General features: G+C 68.7%; 23 protein-coding genes. 14 read left to right on the forward strand and 9 right to left on the reverse strand.

Annotated features, from left to right (window positions below; translation table 11 throughout):
- Positions 1-70: 70 nt before the first annotated feature.
- From DLJ59_RS08295 to DLJ59_RS08305, 3 genes are all read right to left on the reverse strand, one after another.
- Positions 71-1,219, reverse strand: a complete 1,149-nt coding sequence (locus DLJ59_RS08295; protein WP_124771919.1) for an Mrp/NBP35 family ATP-binding protein — start codon at positions 1,217-1,219, stop codon at positions 71-73.
- Between the two features lie 76 nt (positions 1,220-1,295).
- Positions 1,296-1,946: a DUF1003 domain-containing protein gene (locus DLJ59_RS08300; RefSeq protein WP_124771920.1), complete on the reverse strand. Its 651-nt coding sequence runs from the start codon at positions 1,944-1,946 to the stop codon at positions 1,296-1,298.
- Entirely contained in the window at positions 1,939-3,225 is a 1,287-nt protein-coding gene (locus DLJ59_RS08305) for a magnesium transporter MgtE N-terminal domain-containing protein (protein ID WP_124771921.1), read from the reverse strand. Before DLJ59_RS08305 ends, DLJ59_RS08300 begins: the two co-directional genes overlap by 8 nt.
- 33 nt (positions 3,226-3,258) lie before the next feature.
- Between DLJ59_RS08305 and DLJ59_RS08310 the strand changes: the two genes are divergently transcribed.
- Together DLJ59_RS08310 and DLJ59_RS08315 are read left to right on the forward strand one after the other, a co-directional pair.
- Positions 3,259-4,128 carry a PhzF family phenazine biosynthesis protein gene (locus tag DLJ59_RS08310; RefSeq protein WP_124771922.1) on the forward strand — a complete coding sequence of 290 codons (870 nt, stop codon included), beginning with the start codon at positions 3,259-3,261 and terminating at the stop codon, positions 4,126-4,128.
- A gap of 12 nt (positions 4,129-4,140) precedes the next feature.
- Positions 4,141-4,671: a hypothetical protein gene (locus tag DLJ59_RS08315; protein ID WP_124771923.1), complete on the forward strand. Its 531-nt coding sequence runs from the start codon at positions 4,141-4,143 to the stop codon at positions 4,669-4,671.
- A gap of 16 nt (positions 4,672-4,687) precedes the next feature.
- Here DLJ59_RS08315 and DLJ59_RS08320 read toward each other — a convergent pair whose 3' ends face one another.
- Positions 4,688-5,407, reverse strand: a complete 720-nt coding sequence (locus tag DLJ59_RS08320) for an HAD family hydrolase (protein WP_124771924.1) — start codon at positions 5,405-5,407, stop codon at positions 4,688-4,690.
- A gap of 106 nt (positions 5,408-5,513) precedes the next feature.
- On the opposite strand from DLJ59_RS08320, the gene DLJ59_RS08325 reads away from it, so the two are divergent.
- Positions 5,514-6,470, forward strand: coding sequence for a DMT family transporter (locus DLJ59_RS08325; protein ID WP_124771925.1), 957 nt, complete (start codon positions 5,514-5,516; stop codon positions 6,468-6,470).
- Positions 6,471-6,787: 317 nt separating this feature from the next.
- Here DLJ59_RS08325 and DLJ59_RS08330 read toward each other — a convergent pair whose 3' ends face one another.
- Together DLJ59_RS08330 and DLJ59_RS08335 are read right to left on the reverse strand one after the other, a co-directional pair.
- Positions 6,788-7,420, reverse strand: coding sequence for a 2'-5' RNA ligase family protein (locus tag DLJ59_RS08330; protein WP_124771926.1), 633 nt, complete (start codon positions 7,418-7,420; stop codon positions 6,788-6,790).
- Positions 7,421-7,434: 14 nt separating this feature from the next.
- Positions 7,435-8,904, reverse strand: a complete 1,470-nt coding sequence (locus tag DLJ59_RS08335) for a helix-turn-helix domain-containing protein (protein ID WP_124771927.1) — start codon at positions 8,902-8,904, stop codon at positions 7,435-7,437.
- A gap of 366 nt (positions 8,905-9,270) precedes the next feature.
- Between DLJ59_RS08335 and DLJ59_RS08340 the strand changes: the two genes are divergently transcribed.
- From DLJ59_RS08340 to DLJ59_RS08390, 11 genes are all read left to right on the forward strand, one after another.
- Entirely contained in the window at positions 9,271-10,677 is a 1,407-nt protein-coding gene (locus DLJ59_RS08340; RefSeq protein ID WP_124771928.1) for an APC family permease, read from the forward strand.
- A gap of 5 nt (positions 10,678-10,682) precedes the next feature.
- Positions 10,683-11,687, forward strand: coding sequence for an acetamidase/formamidase family protein (locus DLJ59_RS08345; protein ID WP_425271401.1), 1,005 nt, complete (start codon positions 10,683-10,685; stop codon positions 11,685-11,687).
- A 9-nt stretch (positions 11,688-11,696) separates the two neighbouring features.
- Positions 11,697-12,377 (forward strand): GOLPH3/VPS74 family protein, encoded by a 681-nt coding sequence (locus DLJ59_RS08350; RefSeq protein ID WP_124771930.1) that lies wholly within the window; start codon positions 11,697-11,699, stop codon positions 12,375-12,377.
- Between the two features lie 22 nt (positions 12,378-12,399).
- Positions 12,400-13,053: a GNAT family N-acetyltransferase gene (locus DLJ59_RS08355; RefSeq protein WP_124771931.1), complete on the forward strand. Its 654-nt coding sequence runs from the start codon at positions 12,400-12,402 to the stop codon at positions 13,051-13,053.
- 90 nt (positions 13,054-13,143) lie between these two features.
- Positions 13,144-13,656: a DUF4254 domain-containing protein gene (locus DLJ59_RS08360; RefSeq protein ID WP_124771932.1), complete on the forward strand. Its 513-nt coding sequence runs from the start codon at positions 13,144-13,146 to the stop codon at positions 13,654-13,656.
- A 236-nt stretch (positions 13,657-13,892) separates the two neighbouring features.
- On the forward strand, positions 13,893-15,560 hold the full coding sequence (locus DLJ59_RS08365) for a hypothetical protein (RefSeq protein ID WP_124771933.1): 1,668 nt from the start codon (positions 13,893-13,895) through the stop codon (positions 15,558-15,560).
- A 35-nt stretch (positions 15,561-15,595) separates the two neighbouring features.
- On the forward strand, positions 15,596-16,111 hold the full coding sequence (locus DLJ59_RS08370) for a phosphoribosyltransferase (protein WP_244235908.1): 516 nt from the start codon (positions 15,596-15,598) through the stop codon (positions 16,109-16,111).
- On the forward strand, positions 16,090-17,184 hold the full coding sequence (locus DLJ59_RS08375; RefSeq protein ID WP_244235909.1) for a glycosyltransferase family 9 protein: 1,095 nt from the start codon (positions 16,090-16,092) through the stop codon (positions 17,182-17,184). The genes DLJ59_RS08370 and DLJ59_RS08375 overlap by 22 nt, the downstream gene beginning before the upstream one ends.
- The gene (locus DLJ59_RS08380; RefSeq protein ID WP_124771935.1) at positions 17,181-18,314 is read left to right on the forward strand and encodes a hypothetical protein; all 1,134 of its coding nucleotides are present in this window, start codon (positions 17,181-17,183) and stop codon (positions 18,312-18,314) included. The genes DLJ59_RS08375 and DLJ59_RS08380 overlap by 4 nt, the downstream gene beginning before the upstream one ends.
- Positions 18,311-19,057: an SDR family NAD(P)-dependent oxidoreductase gene (locus DLJ59_RS08385; RefSeq protein WP_124771936.1), complete on the forward strand. Its 747-nt coding sequence runs from the start codon at positions 18,311-18,313 to the stop codon at positions 19,055-19,057. Before DLJ59_RS08380 ends, DLJ59_RS08385 begins: the two co-directional genes overlap by 4 nt.
- Positions 19,054-19,641 (forward strand): histidine phosphatase family protein, encoded by a 588-nt coding sequence (locus DLJ59_RS08390; protein ID WP_124771937.1) that lies wholly within the window; start codon positions 19,054-19,056, stop codon positions 19,639-19,641. The genes DLJ59_RS08385 and DLJ59_RS08390 overlap by 4 nt, the downstream gene beginning before the upstream one ends.
- Here the strand turns inward: DLJ59_RS08390 and DLJ59_RS08395 are convergent.
- The 3 genes from DLJ59_RS08395 to DLJ59_RS08405 form a co-directional block, all read right to left on the reverse strand.
- Positions 19,624-20,070, reverse strand: coding sequence for an NUDIX domain-containing protein (locus DLJ59_RS08395; protein WP_124771938.1), 447 nt, complete (start codon positions 20,068-20,070; stop codon positions 19,624-19,626). The two genes, DLJ59_RS08390 and DLJ59_RS08395, sit on opposite strands and share 18 nt — an antisense overlap.
- 278 nt (positions 20,071-20,348) lie before the next feature.
- Positions 20,349-25,031 (reverse strand): NACHT domain-containing protein, encoded by a 4,683-nt coding sequence (locus DLJ59_RS08400; RefSeq protein ID WP_124771939.1) that lies wholly within the window; start codon positions 25,029-25,031, stop codon positions 20,349-20,351.
- A 607-nt stretch (positions 25,032-25,638) separates the two neighbouring features.
- Positions 25,639-26,057: tyrosine-type recombinase/integrase (locus DLJ59_RS08405; RefSeq protein WP_148096934.1), on the reverse strand; the 419-nt coding region annotated here is incomplete at its 5' end.

Consider the following 26,057-nt stretch of genomic DNA (forward strand, 5'->3'; position numbering starts at 1 on the left):
CTGACCAACCACGAACGCCGTCAGCCCGCCGGCCAGCAGTGGCCGACGGGCTGACGGCGTTCGTGGTTGGTCAGCGGCCGGCGGGCTTGAGGCCGAGGGGCTTGCCGAGCAACGACTCGCGGCGCAGGGCGAGCCGGTCGGCGATCGTGCCGAGTGCCTGCGCGGCCGGGGAGTCCGGCTCGGCCAGCACGATCGGGTTGCCGGCGTCGCCGGCCTCGCGGACCCGGGTGTCCAGTGGGATCTGCCCGAGCAGCGGCACCTGTGCGCCGATGGTCCGGCTCAGCGACTCGGCCACCGCGACACCACCGCCGGCGCCGAAGATTTCCATCCGGGAGCCGTCCGGCAGCTCCAGCCAGGACATGTTCTCGATGACGCCGACCACCCGCTGGTGGGTCTGCAGGGCGATCGCCCCGGCCCGTTCCGCCACCTCGGCGGCGGCGGTCTGCGGGGTGGTGACGATCAGGATCTCCGAGTTGGGCAGCAGTTGGGCGAGCGAGATGGCCACGTCACCGGTGCCCGGGGGCAGGTCGAGCAGGAGCACGTCCAGGTCGCCCCAGTAGACGTCGGCCAGGAACTGCTGCAATGCCCGGTGCAGCATGGGGCCGCGCCACACGACGGCGGCGTTGCCGGACGTGAACATGCCGATGGAGATGACCTTCACGCCGTGCGACTGCGGCGGCATGATCATGTCTTCGACCCGGGTGGGTAGGCCGTCCGCACCGAGCATCCGGGGCACCGAGTGGCCGTAGATGTCCGCGTCGACCACCCCGACGGAGAGCCCTCGGGCGGCGAGCGCCGCCGCCAGGTTGACCGTCACGCTGGACTTGCCGACACCACCCTTGCCGCTGGCCACCGCGTACACGCGGGTGCGCGAGCCGGGCTGGGCGAACGGGATGACCGGCTCCTGGGTGGCGCCGCCACCGCGCAGCTGCGACTGCAACGACTGCCGCTGCTCCGGGGTCATCACCCCGAAGTCGATCTCCACGCCGGTGACGCCGGGCACGGCGGCGACCGCGGTGGTGATGTCCGTGCGCAGCTTGTCCTTCAGCGGGCAGCCGGCGACGGTGAGCAGCAGTTCGACGCGGACGACACCGCTGGCACCGATCGTCGCGGAGCGGACCATGCCCAGCTCGGTGATAGGCCGGCGGATCTCCGGGTCGTTGACGGTGGCCAGGGCGGCCTGGATCGCGTCCTCGACGGTGCTCACGGGTGCTGACATGCCCGCAATGCTACGTCGCGGGGCATCCGTTGCCGCCGCTGCCCGGGGCGGTGTGAGCCAATCGATGACCCGTTGGTCAGCCCTCTGAGCGGCGTGGGGCGGTGCCGTCCGGCCGGGCCTCCCGGGTGAGGTCACCGTCCAGGTCGTCGCGGGGTTCGTCCAGGCCGACACCGTCGGTCGGACGCTGGCCCCGTCGCTCCTGGCGGCTGTCCTTCTCCTGCTGGCGGCGCTCCAGTCGCTGCCGACGTTGCCCCATCTCGTCCAGCTCCTCGGCCAACCGGGCCAGCTCGGAGCGGAGGAAGTCGCGGGTGGCGACCTCACCCAGGGCGATCCGCAGGGCGGCGATCTCCCGGGCCAGGTACTCGGTGTCCGCCTTCTGCGCGGTGGCTCGCCGCCGGTCCTCCTCCAGGGCCACCCGGTCCCGGTCGGCCTGCCGGTTCTGGGCCAGCAGGATCAGCGGGGCCGCGTAGCTGGCCTGCAAGGACAGCACCAGGGTCAAGAACGTGAAGGTGTACGGGTCGAAGCGCAGGTTCGCCGGGGCCAACGTGTTCCAGACGAACCAGATCGTGATCACCACGGTCATGACGACGATGAAGTTCGCCGTGCCCATGCCCCGGGCGATGCCCTCGGACCACCGACCGAACGCCTCCGCGTCGAACCGGGGCAGCTTGACACCCCGGGGCTCGCGTGGCTGGTCGAGACGCTCCGTCCGCCGCTGTTCAGCCATCCGCGCCGTCCGACCCGGTGTCGGTGCCGCCCGAGATGGTCAGGGCGTCACGGTCGCGCCAGTCCCGCGGTAGCGAGTGGTCCAGCACGTCGTCCACCGTCACGGCACCGACCAGCCGGTTGCTCCGGTCGATCACCGGCATGGCGACCAGGTCGTAGGTGGCCATCCGGCGGGTGATCTCCGGCAGCGGCGTGGTGGGGCGCAGCGGGTCGATGTCGTTGACCACGACCTTGCCCAGCAGATCGGCCGGAGGTTCGCGCAGCAGCGCCTGGAAGTGCACCATGCCCAGGTAGCGGCCGGTCGGCGTGTTCTGCGGTGCCCGGGTCACGAAGACCTGCGCGGCGACGGCGGGGGAGAGCTGCGGCTCCCGGATCCGGGCCAGTGCCTCGGCGACTGTGGCGTCCGGCGGCAGGATGACCGGCTCCGAGGTCATCACACTGCCCGCCGTGCCGGGGGTGTACTTCAGCAGCTGACGTACCGGGTCGGCCTCGTCCGGCTCCATCAGGTCCAGCAGCACGTCCTGCTCGGGTAGGGGCAGCTCGTTGAGCAGGTCGGCGGCGTCGTCCGGGTCCATCTCCTCCAGGACGTCGGCGGCCCGCTCCCGGTCGAGGGCGGCGAGGATCTCCACCTGGTCGTGCTCGGGCAGTTCGCTGAGCACGTCGGCCAGTCGCTCGTCGTCCAACGCGGCCGCGACCTCGTTGCGCCGCGTGTCGGGCAGATCCTGCAACGCGTTGGCCAGATCGGCGGGGCGCATGTCCTCCAGCACGGCAAGCAGGTTCGCCGTACCCCGGTTGTCGGCGATGCCGCTGAGCCCGCGCACCCGGTCCCACTCGACCTGGTGCAGGTGGCCGCGGCGGCTGAGCCGACCGGTCTGCTCGCGTACGGCGACCCGGGTCAGCGACCACTCGCCACCCCGTGTGCACTCCATCGCGACGTCCACGACCGCGCCGGGCTGGCCGCCCGGGTCGAGTTGCACCCGCCGGTCGAGCAGCTCCTGCAGCACCAGCAGCTCGTTCGGGCGCTTCTCGAAGCGGCGCAGGTTGAGGGTGCCGGAGCCGAGCACGACGGCATCGGCGTCGACGGAGGTGATCCGGTTGATGGACAGGAAGATCCGACGACGCATCGGCATCTCGGCGACGAGGCCCACGACCTCCGGCGGACGCTTGGTCGCCCGGAGCCGCGCCACGGCGTCACGAACCCGGCCCACCTGGTCGCCGTTCGGGTCGAAGACGGCAACTCCGGCGAGACGGGCGATGTAGATCCGGGTCGGCGTGCTCACGGGCACCAGCCTAAGCGCCTAGTGTTTATCAACATGTCGACCTTGGCCTACGAGATCGTGGACGTCTTCACCGATCGCCCCTTCGCCGGCAACCCGCTGGCGGTGGTGTTCGGCGCCGAGGCGCTGGCCACCGAGCAGATGCAGGCGCTCGCGCTGGAATTCAACCTCTCCGAGACCGTGTTCGTGCTGCCGCCGACCCAGGTCGGCATCACCTACCGGGCCAGGATCTTCACTCCGGTGGAGGAGTTGCCGTTCGCCGGGCACCCCAGCGTCGGCGCGGCGGTCACCGCGTGCCGGCGGGGGATGTTCGGCGTGGGGGAGGTCACCCAGGAGTGCCAGGCCGGGGTGCTGCCGATCGAGGTGACCGCGTCCGGGGCGACGCTGACCGGTGGCACCCCGACCCTGGGGCCGGAACTGGATCCGGAGCCGTTGCTGGAGATCGCCGGACTGGCCGCCGATGACCACTTCGGGCCCGCCCCACGTGTCGCCGGCTGCGGGCTGGAGTTCCCGTACCTGCCGGTGCGGCCGGAGTCGGTGGCCCGCGCCCGGGTGAACCCGGCGGCGGCGCAGCGGTACGGGGTGTCGCACGTCAGCGTCTTCTCCTGGGACGCGGCCGCGCAAACCGCGCACGCCCGGGTCTTCGTGCCGGGGATGGGCGTTCCGGAGGACCCGGCGACCGGTTCGGCCGCGCTCGGCCTCGGTGTCTGGCTGGTCGCGAGTGGTCTGCTGCCCGGCGAGGGGCGGTCGGCGTACGCGGTCCGGCAGGGCGTGGAGATGAACCGACCGTCGGCGTTGGCCTGCACGGTCACCGCGGCGGGCGGCGCGGCGGTCGGCGCGACGGTCGCCGGTCAGGTGATGCCGGTGGCCCGAGGTGAGATCGCCGTGCCGCCGTTCGTGGGCTGAGCGGAGGCACCGATGCGGGAGGATGCGGGTGTGACGGACGAGGACGCCCCCGGGGGCACCCCACTGGTCGACGAGGCGATGAAGAAGGCCGCCGTGGCCTGGATCAGCGTTGCCGGTGGGCCGGCGCTCGCGCTCTGGTGCGCCCCGCTGGAGGGCGCGCTCCTGGTGGTCAGCGGGCCGGGCGAGCAGGCCGCGCCGGGTCTGGCCGACGCGGCCGAGGCCCAGGTCACCCTGCGCGGCGACCACGGCGGTCGGATCGTCACCTGGCCGGCCCGGGTGAGCCGGTTGCAGCCGGGCACCGAGGCGTGGGACACCACCGCGCCGTTGGTGGCGGCGAAGCGCCTCAACGCGCCCGGTCCGACCGCCGACCTGGTGGCCCGGTGGGCCGCCGACGGTTGCGCGGTGAACCGGCTCGCCCCGGCCGGTACGCCACTGGCCGGAGCGGAGCTGCCGGCCGACGCGCAGGCCGAGCCGCCCCGGCCGACGCCGGCGGTCCGGGCCACCCGCAAGCCGTTCCGTCTGCACCGGGTCCGCCGCCGCTGATCAGCCGGTCAGCCGATCAGCCCGCCCGACCGGCGACGCCCGCGACCGCCGCGTCGGCGTCGACGAGGGCGAGCACCTCACCGAGGGTGTCGAGCGTCGGGCCGCGCCAGTCCCGGTCGGCGTTGAACACCATGTGGGTGGCCAGATCCGGTGCGGCGAGCCGGACGGCGGTCATCCCGGCCCGTTCGGCGCCGGTCAACTCCTGGCTGCCGCCGTCGCCGACGTAGAGACAGTCGCCGGGGGTGAGCCCGAGCCGTTGGCAGGCGGTCAGGTAGAGCGTCAGGTCGGGCTTGCACCGCCCGACCTGCACCGAGAAGACCTGCACGTCGAGCAGAGGCGCGACCGCCAGCTGCGGCAGGAAGGCCGGCAGTTCGTGCGTACAGTCGCTGATCACGCCGGTGCGCAGGCCGCGCTCGCGCAGGGCCGCCAGCACCGGCACCGCGTCGGCCCGCAGCCAGGTGTCCGCGCGGACCGCCAGGTGCCGGGACGCCACCGCCGCACGCACCGCCTGGTCAGTGGGGTGTACGCCGACCTGGGCGCACACCCAGCGCAGGGTCGCCTCCGCGTTGCCGAACCGGCCGCTGGCCCGCTCGTAGTAGGTGCGGTTCAGCACCTCGGACAACGCGTCGGTGTGGCATCCGAGCAGCTCGGCGGTGCCGGCGTGCGCGGCACCGCGTTGCACCGAATGGGTCAGGGTGCCGAAGAAGTCGAACAGCACCGCCTGGTAGCTGGGCATGGGGGAACGCCTCCGGGCGGTCGAGGGTCGCCGGCGCGGACCCGCGTGATCGTAACGGAGTGATGACCCTCCGTGTCGACCGTCATACGTGTGAGGATTACGTCCCGTGCCCCCACCTTCACCCCGGCCGACAGTGGATCCGCTGACCACCGGTGCGGTCGGACTGGCCGTAGTCGCCGTGTCGTCGTCCGCGCCGCTGATCGCGTACGCCGCCGCCCCCGCGCTGGCCATCGCGTTCTGGCGCAACCTGCTCGCGGTGGCCGTGCTGAGCCCCTTCGCGCTGGCCCGGCGTCGCGCCGAGTTCCGCCGGCTGATCGTGGGCGCGGGGCGGCGGGAGGGGCTGTTCTGCGTGCTGTCCGGGGTCGCGTTGGCCGGGCACTTCGCCACCTGGGTGCCGAGCGCCCAGCTCACCTCGGTCGCCACGTCCACCGCACTGGTCGCCACCCAACCGGTCTGGCAGGGGCTGATCGCCCGCGCCCAGGGGCGTCCGCTGCCCCGGGTGGTGTGGATCGGCATCGCGGTGGCGGTCGGCGGCGCGGCGGTCGCCACCGGAGTGGACGTGGGCGTCTCCGGCCGCGCCGTCCTCGGCGACGTGCTGGCGCTGACCGGCGCCGTGTTCGCCGCCGTCTACACCGCCTTCGGGGAACGGGCGCGCACCAGCATCAGCACCACCACCTACACCACCATCTGCTACGGGATCTGCGCGCTGATCCTGCTGGCCCTGTGCCTGGTCGGTGGCGTACGACTGACCGGGTTCGACGGGCGTACCTGGCTGGCCATCCTGGCCCTGGTGGCCGGCGCCCAACTGCTCGGGCACTCGATGTTCAACTACGCCCTGCGGAAGATCCCGGCGACCACCGTGAGCGTGCTGATCCTGCTGGAGGCGCCCGGCGCGGCCCTGCTCGGCTGGGCCTGGCTGGGTCAGGTGCCCCGCCCGTACGCGCTGCTGGGGATGGCGTTGCTGCTGGCCGGGGTGGCCGTGGTGGTGCTCGGCGGTGGTCGGGCCGCTCGCCGGGTGGCACCGACCGCGCTGCCGACCGACCCGACCCCGCTGAACGACTGATCGCCCGCCGGTCCTCTCGGCGGCGGGCCCCACGCCGAGACCTGGTCCAGGTGGCACTGGCTTGGGCCGCGGTGCGGTGGGAGCGGGTCGCGGACCCGCACCCGCACGCTTGCCTGCGCCGGCTGCTCTGCACCCAGGCCGCCAGTCGTGGACGCCACACGCAGACGTCAGAGTGCCTACTGCCTGCCGCCCGAGTTGCGTGGCCAGGAGGTCGCGCCGGAGCAAGCTTTCGACCGGCCCTGCCCCAGCTACGGCACCCTCTACCTACGCACAGCCCGGCGGCGACTCGCTAGCGCGGCAGGCGCTGGATACCGGCCTCAGGATCCAAGATCGATGGTCGCGTACGGCTCCCACACGTACATCCCCTCGTCGCGGTTGAGGACGATGAGCTGGCAGGAGTTGATCATTGCGTGCGCGCTGAGGTTCGGAGCGGAGGAGAGAGCCTCGATGAGCGGTGCCGCAGGGCCTTCGGTGTTGGTGTAGGCCAGGCTGAGGTGAGGGTTGTAAGGCTCGGCCGGCTCGGGTACTCGATCCTGTCCCCAGACGTCCGCGATGGCGGCGCGGATGGCGGCGCGTAGCTGCCGCACAGGCTCGACCGGGTCGACGGCAATCTGGATGGACTCGGGATCGACGTGGGGGGTGCCGATGATGAGCTTGAAAGGTGAAAGGCGCGCACAGCGGTTCCTGGCGGCGGCCACGATGGCGTCGACGTCGTCGGTAGCGACGTCTTGAACGAAGCCGATGCCCTGCATGGTGAGGTGCAGCCACCGGTTCGGGATGACATCGAGGCTGGGCTGCGAGGACAGCAGGGACCGATACTGGTCGGCGAGCTCCTCAACCTCGGGTTGCCCATCAAAGGTGATGTGCCAAGTGTAGAAGCGGGAGCCGATTCCCCAACCCGGTCGCCAGTACCAGTGGTTGCGGACGTCGGTGGCGTGCGGGACTGCCATGGGTTCTCCAGGTATCAGGGAAGTTGGCGGGCGGCGCCGGTGGCGCAGAACTCGGTGATGGCTGCTTGGACACTGCGGGCCTCGATGCTCGTGCGCAGCGACGGGTTGCCGGCGAGGCTTCGGCCGACGCCGCGCAGGCGGTGCACCAGCGGGTCGAGTCGCTGTTCGGGTGGCAGCGCGAGCACCGGCGACAGGACCGAGACCGCGCCGTCGAGGCTGCCGGCTTTGAGGTGCGCTGCGGCGGCCCAGATGCGGATTTGGGCCAGTGTGCCGTAGGCGACCGAGGGATCCGCGGCGGCTTCCGTGAGGGCGTGCTGGGCGTGCTCGATGGCGTTGGCGGCCTCGCCGATGCGAAGCAGCACGGAACCGGCGTAGTTGTGTTGGCGCACTATTCCGCAGGCTAGAAGGCCACCTACCGGGTCGCGGCTGGCATGTTGGCGGGCCCCCTCAGCCCGTTGCAGTGCCGCTCGGGCCGGTTCGACAGCGCCGATCTCCGCCCACGCGTCGGCTTCCTGGCAAGCCAGCATGACCGCCGCGCTTCCCTCGGCGGCGTGGCCGTAGCCGCGTACGGCGGCGTTGGCCGCGTCCTCGAACCGCTGCTCCCACAGGTGAATCTTGCTGATTGTCGACAGGACCCAGGCGCGGAGCGTGTTGTCGCGGACGGTTTCAGCGCACATCCAGGCGGTGCGGGCCTGGGACTCGGCGGCGGCTGGGTGACCGAGGTCGCCGGCCATCCAGGCGAGCAATGTGCACAGGTAACCGGCCCAGGTGTAGAGCTCCCGAGTCTGGTCGGGATCCTGACGCCCGGTCTGCAAGAGGCGAAACACGCGATCCGCCAGGAGACCGGCTCGGGCGTAGACGATGACGGGTGGCTCATTCAGATAGTCGACGGCGATTCTGCGGGTGGAGGCGGCGACATCGTCAAGGGTGAAGGGCCCGACGTTGGAGGCTTGCGCCCATTCTCCGAAGCTGGCCGTACGTTCTGACACCGCTATCACCAATTCCGTCTCGTCCTGCAGAGCGCCGAGGTCCCACCGCAGAGGCTCAGTCATCGCGCCACGTGGTGCTGAGGCTGCGACGGATCGATTGGGCATCGGGGCGGCGTTCCGGCCGCTCAGAATCTCTCGGTCCGCGTCCGGCATAGCGGCCAAGTCGTCGAGGTCGACCAGACAACTCGGTTCGGTCCCGAAGACATAAGCCAGGGCGTTCAAGGCGGCCAAGGTGGGTCGACGACCGCCGAAGGGCCACCGCTCGTAATCGCTGATCCGTGCCCCGGTGAACGTCGCCGAACCGGTTCCATTGGTGTTCAGCTTCTCTGCCACCGCGTCCTGGGTCCAACCGTGAGCCTGTCGAAAGGCATCCCGAGGACGCAGTCCAAAGCGTCGCTGGAGCTCGGCCGCGATGGCGGTCGGCGTCGCGCCGAATCCGGCCAGTTTCTGGCGGACGTGATCGCGCTGTGCCTTGGTGCCAGTCGTCCTCGCCATCGTCGGACACCTCCTCCGTGTGGCCTCCCGTCGCACGGTATCGCCGCTCTGGCCAGGTCCGGTACGGGTCCTGGCGAGGCCAACGGCCCTCGGCTGGGTAAATCCACCTCAGTTGATCAATATTCGTGCAGGTCACAGGCGCGGCCGGGTGGGGGAAATTCTCGCCACTCATGGGGATCCATCCGCGTGGATGCGCTTGGCAAGCTTGCCGCACCGGATCACCGTCGGTCCGGACGTAGCCACCACCGGTGACTACATCAAGTCGCTGCCAAGCACCGTCAATCGGAGCGCCGCTGCCGTCAGGCTTCTCTCGGCCACCCGGCAGACGTCTCCCCGCTCGTGCTTCTCACCCTCGTGAGGATCCTCATGACAACTTCGAATGATCTGACCCGCTACGGCTATCGACAGGAACTCAGCCGCCAGCTTCGATCGCGGGACCTGGTGACGTACGGACTGGTGTACATGGTGCCGATCGCGCCGATGGCGATCTTCGGCAGCGTCTACGCCGGCTCCGGGGGCATGGTGGCCCTGGCCTACGCGGTCGGTGTGGTGGCGTTGGTGTTCACCGCCTTCTCCTACGCACAGATGGTGAAAGCGTTCCCGATGTCGGGCAGCGTCTACAACTACGCCGGCCGTGGCATCAGCCCACCGGTCGGATTCCTCGCCGGCTGGGTGATCCTCCTCGACTACGTCCTCGTGCCGGGCCTGCTGTACCTGGTGGCGTCGGTGGCGATGCACGCCACCGTGCCGGCGGTGCCGGTATGGCTGTGGCTGCTCGGGTTCGTCGCGGTCAACACGATCATCAACTCGGTCGGGATCCGGATGACCGCGATGGTGACCCGGGTGATGCTGGTCGGCGAGTTGATCGTCCTGGCGGTCTTCCTCGCCGTCGCCGGCTGGGCTCTTGCCTCCGGCAAAGGCCGGTTCAGCTGGGACGCCTTCTACAACTCCGACACCTTTACCTGGTCCCTCGTCGCGGGGGCGGTGTCGATCGCGGTGCTGTCGTTCCTCGGCTTCGACGGCATCAGCATGCTGGCCGAGGAGGCCAAGGGCGGGTCCCGGCAGGTGGGTCGTGCGATGGCCGGCGTCCTGATCCTGGCCGGGGTGCTGTTCATCGCGCAGACCTGGCTCGCGGCGATGCTCGTCCCCGCCCCCGACGCGCTGCTAGCTGAGGGCGATGTGAACGGCACTGCCTTCTACGACGCCGCCGCGGTAGCCGGCGGAGGGTGGCTGGCCACCTTGTGCGCTGTTGCGACGGCGATCGCGTGGGGGTTGCCGAACTCGATGGTCGCGCAGGTCGCCACGTCCAGGCTGTTGTACGCGATGGCCCGCGACCGACAACTCCCGGCCTTTCTGGCGAGAGTGTCGGTGCGCCGCAGCGTGCCGATCAACGCCACTCTGCTGACCGGCGCCGTGTCCCTCGCCCTCGGCCTGTACCTGGCGACCCGGGCGGACGGGATCGCGCTGCTGTCGTCGCTGATCAACTTCGGGGCGATGGTCGCCTTCCTCGTCCTGCACGTCTCCGTGGTCGTGCACCATCTGATCCGCCAGCGCAGCGGCAACTGGTGGGCGCACCTGGTCATGCCCGGCATCGGGTTCGCCATCTTGGCGTACGTGGTGGTGAACGCCAACATCGCCGCCCAGCGTCTCGGCTTGGCCTGGCTCGCCCTCGGCGTGCTGGTGCTCGCCGGTCTTTACCTGACCGGTCGGCGGCCCGTGCTGTCCGGCATGGCAGCCACTGAGGCCGCCGGGCGCGACATGGCGCGGGTGTGATCGCGATGGACCAGTTCACCTACCGGCCCGCCCGCGACGAGCTGGCCTACACCTTCGGCGGGCGTCTCCCGGTCGCGCACGTCCGCTCCGGGGACATCCTGCGGGTGCACACCGAGGACTGCTTCGGTGGCCTCGTACGGGGACCTGCGGACCTGCCATCGCAGGTGTGCCGCATGCCGTACCTGAACCCGGTGTCGGGGCCGTTCTTCGTCGAGGACGCCGAACCCGGCGACACCCTCGCCGTGCACATCGCCTCCATCGTCCCCGCGAGGGACTGGGGCGTGTCGGCGACGTTCCCCTACTTCGGGGCGCTGACCTCGACTTCGCACACGGCCACCCTGCAACCGCCCCTGGATGAGCGGGTGTGGGTGTACGACATCGACCGTGCTGCGGGGGTGGTCCGCTATCACGCCACCGAGAGCGAGCACACTGTCGACCTGCCGCTGGATCCAATGATCGGCACCATCGGCGTCGCCCCAGGTGGCATGGAGTCCCGGTCCACGATCGTCCCCGACCACTACGGCGGGAACCTCGACACCCCCGAACTCCGTGCCGGCACCACCCTGTACCTCGGGGTCAACGTGCACGGCGCGATGCTGGCCCTCGGCGACGGACACGCCCGACAGGGCCAGGGAGAGGCGTGCGGCGTCGGCGTGGAGATCGCCACCATGACGACCCTGGCGGTCGAGGTCATCAAAGGTGCCGACACCGCCTGGCCACGCCTGGAAACGGACACAGCGATCATGTCGGTCGGCTGCGCGAGGCCCCTGGAGGACGCCTACCGCATCGCCCACCAGGACCTCACCGCCTGGACCGTCGACCTGTGCGGCCTACAGACCCTGGACGCCTACCAACTCATCTCCCAAGCCGGGCGGGCACCCATCGGCAACGTTTGCGACCCCAACTACACCGTCCTCGCCGCCGTCGACAAAGCCCTGATCCCGCAATCGCTGCCCGCCTACCACGACGCACACGCCCGGCTGCGGAACCTTGCCGGCGCTCGGGAGTAGGGACATCTGATGACCGCCTCGATACCCCAACTGCCGCTGCGGGATGAGCTGTTCCTACTCGGACACCACGACGACACCGGCCAACCCCACCTCCACCGCCAAGCGCTGGCCCTGGGCATGGCCGGCGGCGTTCTGATCGACCTATTCCTCGCCGGGCGTATCACCCTCGATTCCTACGCCGACCGCCCGGCCGCGGACCGGTGGCTACGCCTCAACTCCGAGCAGCCGGTCGGCGACCTGATCGCCGACACCGCCCTCGCCGCGATCCACTACTCGCGCGCCACCCCGACCATGAAGGCGTTCCTGCGCAGCTTCGCCGACGACCTGTACGAGCGCACGCGCGCCGGACTCGTCGCCGCCGGGATCCTGCACCACACCGCCCGCCGCCGCCTCGGCGGCCTGGTCCGTGCCGACGCCTACCTCGCCACCGACACCAAGTGGGCCGTCGTCGCCCGCTCCCGCCTGCGCTACCTCGCCGCCGGCCGCGAACCTCCCGACAACCACACCGCCGCCCTCGCCGGACTCGTCGCCGTCCTCGGCCTGGCCGACCACCTCTACCTCGACGACGACACCACCACTGTGACCGCGCACCTAAAGACCATCGCCGCTCAACACCACCGACCCATCCGGGAAATCACCGCCGCCGTCGACGCAGCAGTCGGTGACCTCGCCACCGCCACCTACCGATGACCGACGAGGAGACAACACCACCGTGGACCCCAGCCTTCGTATCCGTGCCGCCCGCTGGCCAGACAGGCAGACCGTCGCCGCATTGATCGCCGACGCCCTACACCCCAGCCCGCTCGCCGCCTGGCTGGTGCCGGACCCGGCGCAGCGCCGCCAGGTGCTGACCGGCGTCCTGGCGGTATGGGTAGAGCACGCGATGTTCTTCGGCGATGTACACCTCGCCGACGACCTCACCGCCGCCATCGTCGGCTTTCACCGCTACCGGCCGATCCCGCCACCGGCCAACTACCCGACCCGCCTCGTGAAGGCCGCTGGATCACATGCTGACCGCTTCATCGCCCTTGAGGGCCTACTCGCGCAGCAGCAGCCCACCGAGCCGCACTACCACTTGGCGTTCCTCGCCGCATCTCCAACCCATCAGCAGACCGGTCGCGGCGGTGCCCTGCTGGCTCGCCACCGCGCCCGCCTCGACCGCATCGGCCTGCCGTCCTGGACCGCCGTCACCGCAGACGCGGAGCACCTGCTCACCCGCTACGGGTACACGCCCCGCCGGCCCCTCACCGTGCCGGACGGGCCGAGCCTGCGCCCCATGCGCCGGAACCTTCACCAAGCCAGCAGCCCGACGCCGATCAATCCCACGCGACCGGTGGGCAACCGCTGGCAAGACCAGCACGCCTAACCCGTCCACCCCTCAACGGACAGAGGCTCAACCATGTCCCTCCATTCCGTCGGAGACTTACCAAGCGCCCCTGACCAACAGTGTTGTCCAATGCTGCCCGGCTCAGACCTGATCATCAGTACGTTCGATGGCCGCCCAGAGGTTCCGCCAAAGGTTTGGGCTGTACCCCTTCATGTGGCATCCCGGCTCGCCTCGCACCATCGCGAACAATGGGCGGCGGAGACGATCTCCCGCGACCCATCCGCTGACGATCACGCAGTGGCTGACGCCAAGAGGTCGATCGACCGCCTCAACGCCACCCGCGTCGCTCTCATTGGTGAGATCGACTCATGGGTCGAGCAGGTGATCCGGCCTTCGCGCTGGGCACCGTTGCACACCGAGACGATCGGCTCCGTGATCGACCGCCTGGCCATCGCCTGGGTTCGGTGGAGGAGATTCTCGGAGACCGGCCACCTGGGCCTGCGCGACGTCGATGCTCCGCTGGCGCTCCAGCAGTTCACCGAACTCACCGAGGCCTTCGACACCCTTGTGCTCGACATCCATGAAGGTCGCCGCCGAGTTCCTCACTGGCGCACGCTGAAGAGCTATCGGGAGCCGCGATGAGGATCGCCGTCACCCTCAACGGTGCCGACAACGTCGGCAAGACCACGAACGCCCGCTGGTTGGCCTCGGCGATGCCGGACGTCGAGTTCACCGGGACAGTCGATCGGTGGGACCGGCGGTGGGCCGAGGTGTCCCGACGAGACTTCAGTCAGTGGTGGTTCGTCGACAGCACCACCGACGAACACATCGACCTCGTGTTCAGCTCCCACGCCGCGCGGAGCGTCGGTGGTGGTCCCTTGGCGTTGGAGGACCGGGGCTGGCCGATGCTTGTGGCGACCTGCGCGGCGACAGCGGCGGTCAAGGACGGCATCTCCACCGCCGAGGCGCTCGCACAAGTCGAGACCAAAGCACGTCGCTACGCCCCCGCGCCGCGCCGTGAGCTGCACCTGCTGCTGCGCCATAGCAACCAGTCGGCGGCCGAGGCGCACCACGCCATCGCGCGTGAGGTTGTGCCGACCACCGAGCGTTACGTCGAGTATCAGCGGCGGCTGGCCGAAGCGATTGATCTTCAAGTCGATGACGGGGAGTACCAGGCCATCGTGGTGCGCGGAGACCGCCCGCTCCTTGATGTGCAGCGTGAGATCCGCGAGGCCGTGGCGCAACTCGACGTGCCCGTCGCCCCGCTCCCACCGGACCGGATCGAGCACCTGTGGGTGCTCGCTGGCATGTCCGAGAGCGGCAAGAGCACGGTCGGTGAGTTGCTCCGCACGGAGCACACAGCCACCCGCCTGAAGATCGGCTACCTCATGCAGCTAGCCGCTGAACGGCAGGGAGCGACCGATCCGTATCGCGATTGGAACGAGGGCATCCAGGCGCAGATGCTCTCGGAAGAGATCCTGCGGTTCGCCGCACAGAACCCGGGCTCACACCGGATCAGCCTGGAGAGCGCCCACCGCTTCGACGCAACAGCACACCTCCGCAGGATCTGGGGCCAGCGCTGCGAGATCCTGTTCCTCCGCCTTCCGGACCGGCTTCGCGCGCAACGCGCCACCGAGACCATGAAATCGCTCTCCGCCCGCGACGCGATCAAGCAAAGCCGGGGCGGAGACCGCATCGCGTTGATCGCCGACACGGTCATCGATAACGGCCGCAGCCTGGCCGCGCTGAAGAGGGCGGTCACGGAAGTTGTTCACCGCAGGGCGGTGGCCAAGGTTCCACCGCACGCTGACACGGCCATCCCTGAGGCTCTGCAACCGGTACTCGCGGACTGCGTCGCCAGACTGACCGATTCTGAGACCGCGCTCGTCGCCGCCACCGGGAGCCTCGCCCATCAGAGCTGGCAGCCGGGATGGAGCGATATCGACCTCCTTGTCGTACGCGACACGCTGCCGCTGGACTGGCTCCAAAGCAGGCATGTACCTCAGAGCGGACCGGCGGGCGAGAAGATCGCGCTGTCGTCGTTCACCACCCGGGAAATGCTCACCGGGTCGGTCCCACCCCGAGTACTGCACGCGGTGCGGCAGATAGCCCACGATGGCCGCGGCCTGCTCTACCGCCGAAGCGACCTCGTACTCAACGCCTTCGACGCACCAACCGACGACCGCGCCTCACGCAGCGAACTGCCGCTCGTGGCGATGGTACTGCGGCGACTCGCCGCGAACCCCGAACCCGATGTCCGCGCTGTCTACAAGCACGTCGTGCTGATCATGAAGATCATCCTGCGCGCCGACGGGGTGGACCTCGACGGCAGCGAGGAGGTTCGCCTCGCCTTCACCACCAGCCATCCGGACGCCGATGTCGACCTCCCGGCAGTGGCCGAGGTCAGCGGCGACCGGTGGCGACAGGACGAAAACCTCTCCCATCGGGTCTGCGGAGCCACCGCCCAAATCCTCGCCTACCACGACAAGCTCGGCCGCACGGCTGCGTCCGACACCCCCAAGACGGAAGGATCAGATCTTCGATGACCACTGCCTTTGATGAGGTTCTGCACGCCGATCGAGTGACCCGGCTCGGGGTGGGAGACACCACTCGTCCGGTCCGCGTCGTCCACGGTCTCGATGGCATTCGCACGGACGTGGCCGTGGAACAGGTACTTGCGACGGGGCGCAGCTTGTGGCAGCGATGGTGCGAGCATCCGGCGTTTCGGCCGCACGATCTTCTCCTGGGCCTGGACGCCGGCGGCATCGTGCCGACCATCGCGCTGGCCTGGGCCAGTGGTAGCCACTATCGGCTCGCCTGGAAAGTCAACCTCGACCTACCCGGGAAGCTCGTGTTCCACGAGCCGCATGCCCGGCGTCTTGAGGTCTTCGCCTACGGCGACTTCACAGGACTGCGCGTCCTCATCGTGGACGACGAGATCACCACCGGACTCACTCTGGCCAACCTCGTCGAGGCGCTTCGCGCGGCCGGCGCCGACATCACCGGCGCGCTCTGCCTCGTCGAAGACACCGCCGGCGAGGGCCGACAGCTACTCGAGCGCAACGGGGTCCCGCTGTGCGTACTGACCACGCTGTGACCCTCGCCGAGGAACCGGTGCGCCACCGCGGCGGGCGGTACCTCGTCCGACGTGAACAGGCACCGGTCGGCCGGCTCCTGCCGTATCGACGGGCCAACGGAGAGACCCCGCCCCGACGGGCACGAATCGACGCGGTACGTGAGAACGGGTGGCGCGTCGACTTCGGCTCTCGCGGACTCGGCGACCTGCTGCTCGGCCTCGCCATGGCACAGGCGCTTCACGACGCCACCCACGATCAGTTTGACGCCCTGGAGTACGCGGGCAGCCGGGCGGATCTGATCGCCCGGTGCACCCTTCCAGTCACGGTCGCATACGGCGACGGGCACACACTGGGTACGCGCGGCAGCGACAACGCCTTGGAGTTCGACGCGGTGCCGGAATCGCCTCCAACACTGCTCGACCTCGTCGACGCCGACATGGTCGAGGTCCATGCCGCCCTGCCGATGCGCTACTACCTCGACATCGAGCAAACCCTCGGCGTCAGGCTCCCCGCATCCGATGACCCGTGCCCCAGGTTCCGGTCGTCCGTCGCAGCGCCAGAAGCATTCCACGTGGTCTTCGTGGCCACGACGAGTCGCCCCGACCGCAAGGACTACGGCATCGACAACTTCGGCGCCGTCGCCGAACACCTGTCGGCCCGCCACTCGAGCGCTTGGCGCTTCAGCCTGTTGACACCACCGGGCCACCAGCCTCCGGCATCCGTAGGGCGGATTGAGGGACTTCACGGACCAGCAGCGGTCGACTGCATTGACCTTTTCGCCACCGCCGAGCTGGTCATCGGTAACGACACTGGCCTGACCCATCTCGCCGCGCTCACTCTCCGAGCGGACGGCACCCAGCCGCATGTGGTCGGCCTCTACGGACGACACGGCTACGCCAAGTGGATCACCGGATCACCGCGCCATAACGCGGTGGCCACCCCGTTCTCGCACCTGATGTCGCTCGCCGACGCGTGTCCCGTGCGGGACCGCTACGACGACACCGTCTGGTCCACCGCGAGCGACCTTCGGGCCATTCCCGCCAAGGACATTGCCGACTTCGCGGGGCAGTGCGCCGGGTGGTGGCAACGATGATCCGGGTCGCCCGCTACCGCCGCTTCACCATGAACCGCACGTTTCACCTCGACATCGGCTCACACCGCCTCTTCGCCAAGGTGAACCCGAACCCGGTGGAGGCCGCCGCCGAATCCGCCGGATACCAACGAATCCGCCACCACTACCGGGTACCAGGGCTGCATTCCCAACACCGCATCGGGCACTGGACCCTCACCCTCTACGACCGCCACCAACCAGATCTTCCGGACACCGGCCTGCTTCTCGACGCTCTCACATCGACCGACGCAGACAGCACGGCCAACCTCGATCGCGGGCTAGACGCGATTTTCCAGCACTACCGCCGAACCATCGACGCGACAATCTGCCGCGTCCCCGCCTCGCGCACCAACGGCAAGCTCTACCGCGACCGGCTCCAGCCCCGCGGCAGGCTGGACCACTACTACGGCCACGACCCGATCGTGCTCAAACTGGCCGACGCCGACGGTCTCCGACCCACCGAGCTGCGAGAGACCACCCTCATGGTCAACGGACAGCCCCGACGGCTCGACTTTCCTGCCCTTGTCAGCGAGCTACGCGACGCCTTCCACCCCGACGAGCAGGTCTGGGCCGCGATAACCCAGGGCGACCCCACCGACTTCAACATCGGCCTCGACGCCGACAGCAGGCCCGTCTGGTTCGACTACGACACCGCAGGCCTCAACGCCCTGCCCGGCGAGATCGCCTGCTTCCTCTGGTACCAGAGACTTCACGGCGCCTGGCTCGTCCCGCACTACAACACCGCCGCCTACGCCGACCACACGATGGCGCTCGCCGAAGCTGTCGAACCCACCGTACGGCTCAAGAGACTCTCCGACCGATCGGTCGGCATCGACTACCAGCACCAACCATCGCCGGCCCGGCAGCAAGCCATCACCCGATACCTCACGACGCTCGCCCGGCCGCTCGCACTCTCCGCCGCCACCGACCTACTCACCTGGATACGCCCATACCTCGCCATGCGGATCCTCGCGGTCTACCCACTACAGCTCCTGGAACCCCGCGACGCCGCTCTGTCGCTGGGCCTGCTCGCCGACCTCTACGCACCCGACGCCGACCTGGAACAGAGCCTCGGACTCACCTCTCGTGCGCCGACGGAGCCGCCCTCATGAGCCGCTCCATCGCCGTCATTACCGGAGCAGGCACCGGCATCGGCGCGGCCATCGCCACCCGGCTGTCCGCCGACTTCGACCTCGTCCTGACCCACCGCCAGGACGACGCTGACCTCGCTGCGGTCGTCGAGGCCGCCCGCCGCCAAGGCGCGCAGACCCACACCATCACCGGAGACCTGACCGTCGCCGACACCCAGACCGCACTCCGCGTCGCGATCGAGCAACACGCCACCCGGCTCGCGGCCCTGATCAGCAACGCCGGCGCGTACCCTCGCGTCCCTTGGAGCCGGACGGACCCCGACGTCCTTCGCGACCAGCTCGAACTCAACCTCGTCACGCACGCCGCTGTCATCCGCGCCGTCACGCCGGCATTCATCGATAACAACTACGGGCGTATCGTCGCGGTCTCCTCAGTCATGACCCAGCTCGGACGCGTCGACCTCGCCGCCTACATCGCCGCGAAAAGCGGCCTGGAAGGACTCGTCCGCGCGCTCGCCCGCGAACTCGGCCCCCACAACATCACCGTCAACACCGTGCGGCCCGGCTCAATCGAGGTCCCCGCAGAGCACAGCGTCGTACCCGATCACGAGGCCATGGTCCGACGCCAGCTCGACCGACAGTGCATCAAACGACGGGGCCAACCCTCAGACGTCGCCGCCGCCATCGCCTTCCTGGCCTCACCAGCAGCGGGATTCATCACCGGCCAAGCGATCAACGTCGACGGCGGCTGGCACCTGTCATGACGACCCTCTGGATCCGCCACGGAACCAGCCTCGACGGAATCACCCGCCCCCACGCCCACGCCCGACCCGAGACGCCACTCACCGCGCGCGGCGCGGCACAGATCGCCGCCACCGCCCACACACTTCGTGACCGCGGTATCCGGCCTGCGATCGTGTTGACCAGCCCGCATCCGCGCGCCACCACAAGCGCAGAGATCCTGGCCGCGCTGCTCGGCGTACCGCTCGCCGCGCCGAACCCGCTGTACGCCGAATGGCGGGCCCCCGACTGCGTCCTCGGCAAAGGACCTGACGAGTACCCACTCGAGTACCAGACCTGGCGCAGGGACCGGCTCCGCGACCCGGACTCGGCCCTGGCCGGGGGCGAGAGCCTTACAGCGCTTTACGAACGGGCGATGGCAGCCGCGACTGTCCTCGGACCTCCGGTCGAAGGAAATGACGCCTTGATCGTCTCGCACCGAGTGCTCATCGGCGCCGTCGCGGCGATCATCGCCGGAGCGAGCCGCCCCCAGGACTTGTTCCAAGCCGCGCGCCGATTCACGCTCGCACCGGCAGGGATTTGGCCCGATTCAGGTCAACTCCGATAGCAACGCGTCAGTGTTCGCGAGGATGAAATCCTTCAGAGCCTCAGGCTTCAGATCCACCTCAGGAAGGCGGTCGACAGCCACCCGGTCCAGGCAATAGCCACCCCGGCCAGCATCCGTGAACTCCGGACCCGTACGGGCACTCTCGTCAACCCGTCTGAGCCGGCAGGAGACGAAGTGTTGTACGGACACCCCCTCGCCCGACGGCGAGCTGAACAAGAACACCTGGCTGAGCTGCTCTGCCTCGGCGCCCAACTCCTCCCGCAGCTCACGGCGCAGGGCTGCATCGAGGGATGCATCCGTCGGCTCCAGGCCGCCACCGGGCGCAGTCCAGTAGGGAGCTTGGCCGGGCTTCGTCCTCTTGATCAACACGAGCTGATCGCGTTCGTCCCACAGAATCGCTCGTACCGACCGACGCACGACCTCACGCATGTGGACCTCAATCAGCAGTAACCGAGACCTGGGCGGATCGAAGTTACCGCGAGATCGCGCGAGTGCAAAATGCTTGAAGCTAGGAAGCCGGAGCGTAGCGAAGGCCAGTCGGGCAAGTGGCACGTCGTGGCGATGGTGTCATCGGCGAAGGCGACAAGCAGATCTATGGCCCGCGTAGGTAGCGCGTCATAGAGTGGCTGCCGGCGGCGCGAAGGCGGCGAGTCGAATGAGCGGGTCACCTTTTGATTCCACTTCCGCTTCGAGCTGCGGGCAACATATCAGCGGAACAATTCGTCCATGCGTTCTGCCATCTGTACGGCTTGTGGCCACCCCGCGCGCACAAATCGTTCGAGCAGGACGCGTACGGCGGTAACGCACTCAGGGTCGCCCAAGACGAGTTCCCGGTGGTCGGCCACGAAGCGATTGATCAGCTTGAGGGCGGCGTCAACGCCGAGCGACTCGGCGACGTAACCCTGATCCTCGATGATCGCCCGCATCGTTAGGAGCAATGCCGGCTTGGGCTGGAACGTGCTTAGGTGCTCGACCGTCTCGATGATGTGGTGCGTGACCGCCGGGTGGTGCACCTGGCGAATGCCGTCCAGAAGTGGCAGCGCGAGCTTCGCGAAGAGGAGCGGGTCACCGAATTCTCCGCGAGAACCCTGCTGTCTATCGAAGGCGCCGCTGGCTAGGTAAATTTCCTGAGCGACTGCGTCAGCCACGGTCAGCGCGCTCTCCATTTGCGTGGGCTCGACCCAAGCGGGTTGGAGCGGTTTCAAGGTGAGCGTCAGCAGCTCGAATGCCTTGCGTTGTGCTCCTTGAAGGGAGGGGTCGGCCGGATTAAGGAGATCACGGAGGTGCCTCGCTATCACGATCACCGCAGCGGCATGGTCGGTAGGGCTCGAAAGCCACGCTCGAACCGTGGACCTGGCAAAAGGACTGTCGTATAGGACCGCAAGGGCTGTCAGGCACTGAACCACAGCCTCAGATGGGGTGTCATGAATCTTTGTCGGATCATGGCCCGGATCGAGCAGATAAGGCCAATCAGGCATGGAGGTCAAGCGGGCGAGTATTCCATCCACGTCAAAGGGTCGACTATGCACATAACGTGCCATCACATGGACTAGCACTGAGGCGACGTGGTCGTCGGCTTCGGCTGCGAGCCGGCTCTCGACCTGGGAGAGAAGTTCGTTCGGCTCGGTGAAGATGAGGCCAATGGCGGTCGTGCTGAGGTATCGGTACGTCCACTCGCTGCTGTCGAGATGGCTGAGCAGATGTGCACTTAGCTGGTCACCGTGTGCGCGCTGCCACTCGGGTCGCGTGAGGAGAGTGCGAGCGGTGCTCAGCGCTCCGCTTTCGGGTGTGCACGACCAACTCGCGAACCGGTTGTTGTTGATGCCGGGCAGACTTCCGGCGGGGCTGGGCTTCGGCATGGCCGCCTCGACGGCCTCGAAAATCTGTCGACCGAGGACCGTGTTCGGCAGAACCTCCGGCAGACGAGCGATGTGGTCGGCGGCTCGCAGCAGGCGTTCATGCAACTGCAGGTTCGTGGTATCCGCAGCGCACGTGGCGATGAGCTGCGGCCACATGGCCACCAGCTGCCGGCTCGCGGCGTCACGGTTGTCTGACTGGTTGGCGGTCCCGAGGGCCTCGTCGACCTGCCGGAGGAGCCGCGCCTCGGGGGACGCGTCAGTCGCGCCCATCTCAGGCTCCACACGACGTGACTTGTCGTTCGGAACCAGGATGGGGGGCAACGGGCAATTTGTATCCTCGCTGGCCCTTCCAGACGCGAGGGCGCTCAGCAGCGCTTCCTGCCGCACGCGGAGGCTGTCCCGCCGTGGCTCCGGGTCGGCTGTGCCGGGTTCGGTCGCCGCGACGATGGCCTGCTCCAGCGCGTCGCGCTCGGACGCGGAGAGCAGTGGGGACAGGCGGGCGGCGACGTGGCCAGCGGCCGGCCATGTCTGGCTGTGGGCAAAGAGCGACGGACTCGCCAGCGCCGGCCGGAGGGCGTGCGCGAGCGCTGGTGACTCGCTTGTCGCGGCTCGGTGAAGCAGCCGGTTCCACACCTCGGCGTGGGTGAGGCAGTCGATGAGCAGATCGATCGCATTGCCGCAGTCCGGCGCGAGCTTCTCGATGCCGTCGACGAGGGCGTCGGCCATGGCGGGGAGCGAGCGATGACCGCCCGCGTGCCGCAGGTCGCCGCTGTACCGTACCCACGGCCGCTGGCTTGCCTGCGACTCGATGCTGCCGTACTGAAGCACTCGACGGGATTCAACAATTTTGATAAGGAGCCTGGTCGCCGCGACGACGTCCACCGCCGCCAAGGCGGGGAACGCTTGGCTGACCTGGTACTGGGTGCTCTCCAGATCCTGCTGGCGGTTCGATATGAGCGGAAGTATTTGACTGTTGAGCATGTTCGTTGACTGCGTCCGGTCGTCCTCGAAGAGCCACACGCTTGCGCCGAGGTCGACGGCGAGGCCGGAATCCTGGGCTGCAATCTGCGGTAGAACGTTGATCAACGGACGGACGGCTCGAACGCCCCAACCGCGCAGCGCGGGTGGGGCGATGACCAGACGGATGGTGTCGGCGGTCGCGGCAACGTCGAGGGTTGCCGCGGCGGCTAGCGCACGGCCCCCGGGATCGGCAAGATTCGCGCGATGGGGGTCATTCACGTCGGCTAGACCAACGATCACGGCGGCGATAGCGGCGCTGACCCAACCGCGGGCAGCAAGTGTGCCGGCCATCGGCGCTTGATCACCCGCCGCGCGGCGGCCAAGCTGCGCAACAAGAAGCGCCAACCCTACGTCGTCATTGTTCACGCTGTGCAGCGCAAGTCCCACCAAGAGCTCCCCGAACGCGTCCAGTGCGGCGGGGCCCGCCTCGGCAGCACCAAGCCCGGCTGCGACCAGGAATGCCAGCCCGCGCGCATCGTCGACCGTCCAGGTTGCATGGTCTGTGGTCGCGAGACAGGCCGATTCGAGTAGTCCCAGCTCGGCTGCGGCGCGTAGCTCGTGAGCGGCGATCGTAGCGGCCGCTGCGGCGGCCAGCATGTGCCCGGATTGCTGCGCGGCGAGTCGTAGGGCGAGCCGCCAATAGCTCGTCCGGCTCGGATCGGCGTGCCAGGCGATCGCTAGGCGGTAGTCCAGACTCGGACGGAGGACCATGACGAGATCCGGGTCCTTGTCGAGGCTGTCAGCGACACTGTCCGTGATGCCAAGATCGCCGAGCGCGATGATCGCGGCGGCGTAGTCGAACAGGACGGGGTGGGCGAAACCGAGCGGCTGGCTCGCCGCCCACGGGCTGGTTGGGCTTTCTCTCAGCACGCCGTCGCGGAGCAGGCCATCGAGGACGGTCAGCATGGCCGCCTCACCGAGCTGCGAGTCGCTGACCTGCTGGGAGCGAGCGTTGACCATTGAGGTGACCAGGGTCTGCAGCACGCGCTGCCGTACTCGCCCGTCGGGGGCATCGACGACGCGTAGTCGCCAGAAGCGGGTGAGTAGATCCAGGCGGCTGCGGATCTGGGACACGTCCAGATCCGCAGAGATCAGCTCGCCCACCAGGTTCAGGTTGAACGGGTTGGCCAAGAGTTCTGCCAGACGATTGTCGGCCCGGTCGAGCACCCTATCCATTGAAGGGCTGGCGCCGCGTACCGTTGCGATCTCTTCCGCCGTCAGGTCGCCGATCAGTAGGTGGGCGACCTGGGAGAGTTCCGGGTCGAGGTGGCTGGGGTCGACTGGCGTCCCTGCGAACATCGTTCGCCAGCGAGGGCCGTGACGAAGGTCGAACGACCGGATGCTGCCGATGATCCGCCAGCGGGTTTCGCGCAGACGCTGGCCCAGCTCGGGCAGCCAGCTCGACGCCTCGACGCCTCGGGTCTGATCGATCCCGTCGAGCAGCAGAAGTCCGGGGCGCGAACCCGTCCAGCCCGTCAGGACCTCATGTAAATCATGGTCCAGGTTGAGCTCGGCGCGGGTGTCACCGGCCGTGCCCCGCAGTTGGTGGTGCGTCAGGTAGACGACGTCGGCCGCCTGGCGGTCTGCGAACCGGTGCAGGACGACCGACTTGCCGGCACCCGGATCGCCGGTGATCGCCACGTTGCCTTCGGATACGTCGAGCAGTTCCGACACGGCCCGGCTTACCTGAACGTTGCCTTCCGGCGCGGTGAGGGTGAGATTCGTAGGCGGCGAACCGAGATTGCCGGTCGTGACCGCTTGGAGCCGCTGGACGTCCCGGCGCAGCCGCGCTACGGGCGTGAGGTGAAGGCCCAGGGTCTCCAGTTCCCGGACCAGGTCGGCGCGCTCCACCCATGAGCGCTCGGCGGCCAGCCGCTGTCCGATCAGTTCCAGTTCACGCCACAGGTGAAGCGCCTTGTCTGGATCTCTTAGAAGATCGCGAAGATCCAGGAGGAGGGCACGGAGATCGCTGCCCTCATCCCGTAGGTCGAGCGCCCGCACGGCGAGCGGACGGAGCAGCGATCTCAGGACGCTCTCGTCGGCAGTCGTGCCGTGACGCTTGGCCCATAGACGTTCCAGGTGTCCGCGCAGGGTGCGCAGGGAGGCTTGTTCGTTGGCATTGGTGGCTGCCTCGGCCAGGGGAACAGCTTCAGGCCAGGTACGCAGCCGATCGACGAGCCGGGCCATCGCGGCGGCGATCGTGCTGGGGGCCTCTTCGTTTGTCAGGATCACCACTCGGTCGACGCGAGGGTCGAGTGGCCGCAGTTCATCCTGGTTCGGCGGCCGGCCGGGAACGCCCTCCGCATCGATCGCCACCAGCTGCTCGAGTGCCGCAGCAAGATCACTGTCCGGATGGTCACTGCGCGCCAGTCTCTTCTTCGCCTGGACGCAGACCCAACCCGTCGCGTCGGTCAGCCCGCCGACGTCATCCACGGGGCGGCCGGTCTGGCTGCCTACGCCGAGCACCAGCCGGCCTGAGGCCCAATCCGGCAGCGCCGTCTCGGCGAGCATGTGAGCGGCCAGCCATGCAACACATCGGTTCTCATGCAGAACACCACCTGTAGTGCCGGACCCGCCGGCCGACGACTGCGTCACCTTGCTATCTCCCAAAGGCATCGAAGTTGCCGCCGACCGAAGTCCCATGCCTGGACCATGACGGAGTTCTCAGGATGATCCGGAACATGCGCGATCCGCGCCGACCACTCAGCCTGCTGATTTGTTGCGGCGATGAAGCGCTTGCACACGCCGTTCACGTCAGGCAGCCTAGGTCAACCGTCCGACACCTGGGCTGAACCCCGATGGGCCTTCGTATCGCTCAAGCCTTATCGGGGTTGAGTGCGCTTAACGCCCGCCCTGCTGCTCGGTCGATCCCAAACGCTGGGCCTCTCGCGGATCGTGCCATAGGCAAACGGTGGCGGACGTTGTGATTAGGCTAGCCGTGCGGCCGCATCACCGGTCGCCCCCGCTACGAGGTTTGTAGTGCTGGGCCAGGGTACCGAAACCCGAGTGATCGACTATCCCGGCCAACGGTGGCGTGCCTGAGCCAACGCGAGCGTCTCTGGTTCCTTTCGGAACCTGACACTCGCTTCAAGTCGGCACCCTTAAAGGCCGACGCCGGTCAGGGGTTAGTTTGCCGCCGGTCGATGTCTTTGATGTAGCCATGCAGGGTGGTGGAGCCGTCCTTCCAACCGCCGGCGCGTGCGATGCGCAGGAGGTCGGCGCCGGTGCGGTAGGCCTCGGTGGCGAACCCGCGGCGCAGGCTATGGCCGGACCAGGCGGCATGCGGGTCGAGGCCGGCAGCGGCTGCGGTGCGGGCGACGATCAGGGCGACTGCCTGGCCGGTGAGCCGGCCGTCCGCGCTGCCGCGGCCGGTGGGCACGAGGCCGAGCCGGCCGTGCCGGTCTATGCGTACTAGTAGTGCTTTGTTAGGTCGGCGTGTCGTGGGGTCATCGGGGCGGTCTGGGTAGTTCGATGTTGCGGTGACCCCTGACGAGCTTTCGGTTGTGCGGCAACGGCTTGAAGCGTTCGCCGTGGATG

This window comes from Micromonospora inaquosa (assembly GCF_003857055.1).
GTDB classification, from domain to species: domain Bacteria; phylum Actinomycetota; class Actinomycetes; order Mycobacteriales; family Micromonosporaceae; genus Micromonospora; species Micromonospora inaquosa.

What these genes read in the sequence shown, in the direction of transcription:
- DLJ59_RS08295 (WP_124771919.1), bottom strand. Translation starts at nt 1,219, where the DNA reads ATGTCAGCACCCGTGAGCACCGTCGAGGACGCGATCCAGGCCGCCCTG.
- DLJ59_RS08300 (WP_124771920.1), bottom strand. Translation starts at nt 1,946, where the DNA reads ATGGCTGAACAGCGGCGGACGGAGCGTCTCGACCAGCCACGCGAGCCC.
- DLJ59_RS08310 (WP_124771922.1), top strand. Translation starts at nt 3,259, where the DNA reads ATGTCGACCTTGGCCTACGAGATCGTGGACGTCTTCACCGATCGCCCC.
- DLJ59_RS08315 (WP_124771923.1), top strand. Translation starts at nt 4,141, where the DNA reads ATGCGGGAGGATGCGGGTGTGACGGACGAGGACGCCCCCGGGGGCACC.
- DLJ59_RS08320 (WP_124771924.1), bottom strand. Translation starts at nt 5,407, where the DNA reads ATGCCCAGCTACCAGGCGGTGCTGTTCGACTTCTTCGGCACCCTGACC.
- DLJ59_RS08330 (WP_124771926.1), bottom strand. Translation starts at nt 7,420, where the DNA reads ATGGCAGTCCCGCACGCCACCGACGTCCGCAACCACTGGTACTGGCGA.
- DLJ59_RS08335 (WP_124771927.1), bottom strand. Translation starts at nt 8,904, where the DNA reads ATGGCGAGGACGACTGGCACCAAGGCACAGCGCGATCACGTCCGCCAG.
- DLJ59_RS08340 (WP_124771928.1), top strand. Translation starts at nt 9,271, where the DNA reads ATGACAACTTCGAATGATCTGACCCGCTACGGCTATCGACAGGAACTC.
- DLJ59_RS08345 (WP_425271401.1), top strand. Translation starts at nt 10,683, where the DNA reads ATGGACCAGTTCACCTACCGGCCCGCCCGCGACGAGCTGGCCTACACC.
- DLJ59_RS08350 (WP_124771930.1), top strand. Translation starts at nt 11,697, where the DNA reads ATGACCGCCTCGATACCCCAACTGCCGCTGCGGGATGAGCTGTTCCTA.
- DLJ59_RS08360 (WP_124771932.1), top strand. Translation starts at nt 13,144, where the DNA reads ATGCTGCCCGGCTCAGACCTGATCATCAGTACGTTCGATGGCCGCCCA.
- DLJ59_RS08380 (WP_124771935.1), top strand. Translation starts at nt 17,181, where the DNA reads ATGATCCGGGTCGCCCGCTACCGCCGCTTCACCATGAACCGCACGTTT.
- DLJ59_RS08385 (WP_124771936.1), top strand. Translation starts at nt 18,311, where the DNA reads ATGAGCCGCTCCATCGCCGTCATTACCGGAGCAGGCACCGGCATCGGC.
- DLJ59_RS08390 (WP_124771937.1), top strand. Translation starts at nt 19,054, where the DNA reads ATGACGACCCTCTGGATCCGCCACGGAACCAGCCTCGACGGAATCACC.
- DLJ59_RS08395 (WP_124771938.1), bottom strand. Translation starts at nt 20,070, where the DNA reads ATGCGTGAGGTCGTGCGTCGGTCGGTACGAGCGATTCTGTGGGACGAA.
- DLJ59_RS08400 (WP_124771939.1), bottom strand. Translation starts at nt 25,031, where the DNA reads ATGCTCGCCGAGACGGCGCTGCCGGATTGGGCCTCAGGCCGGCTGGTG.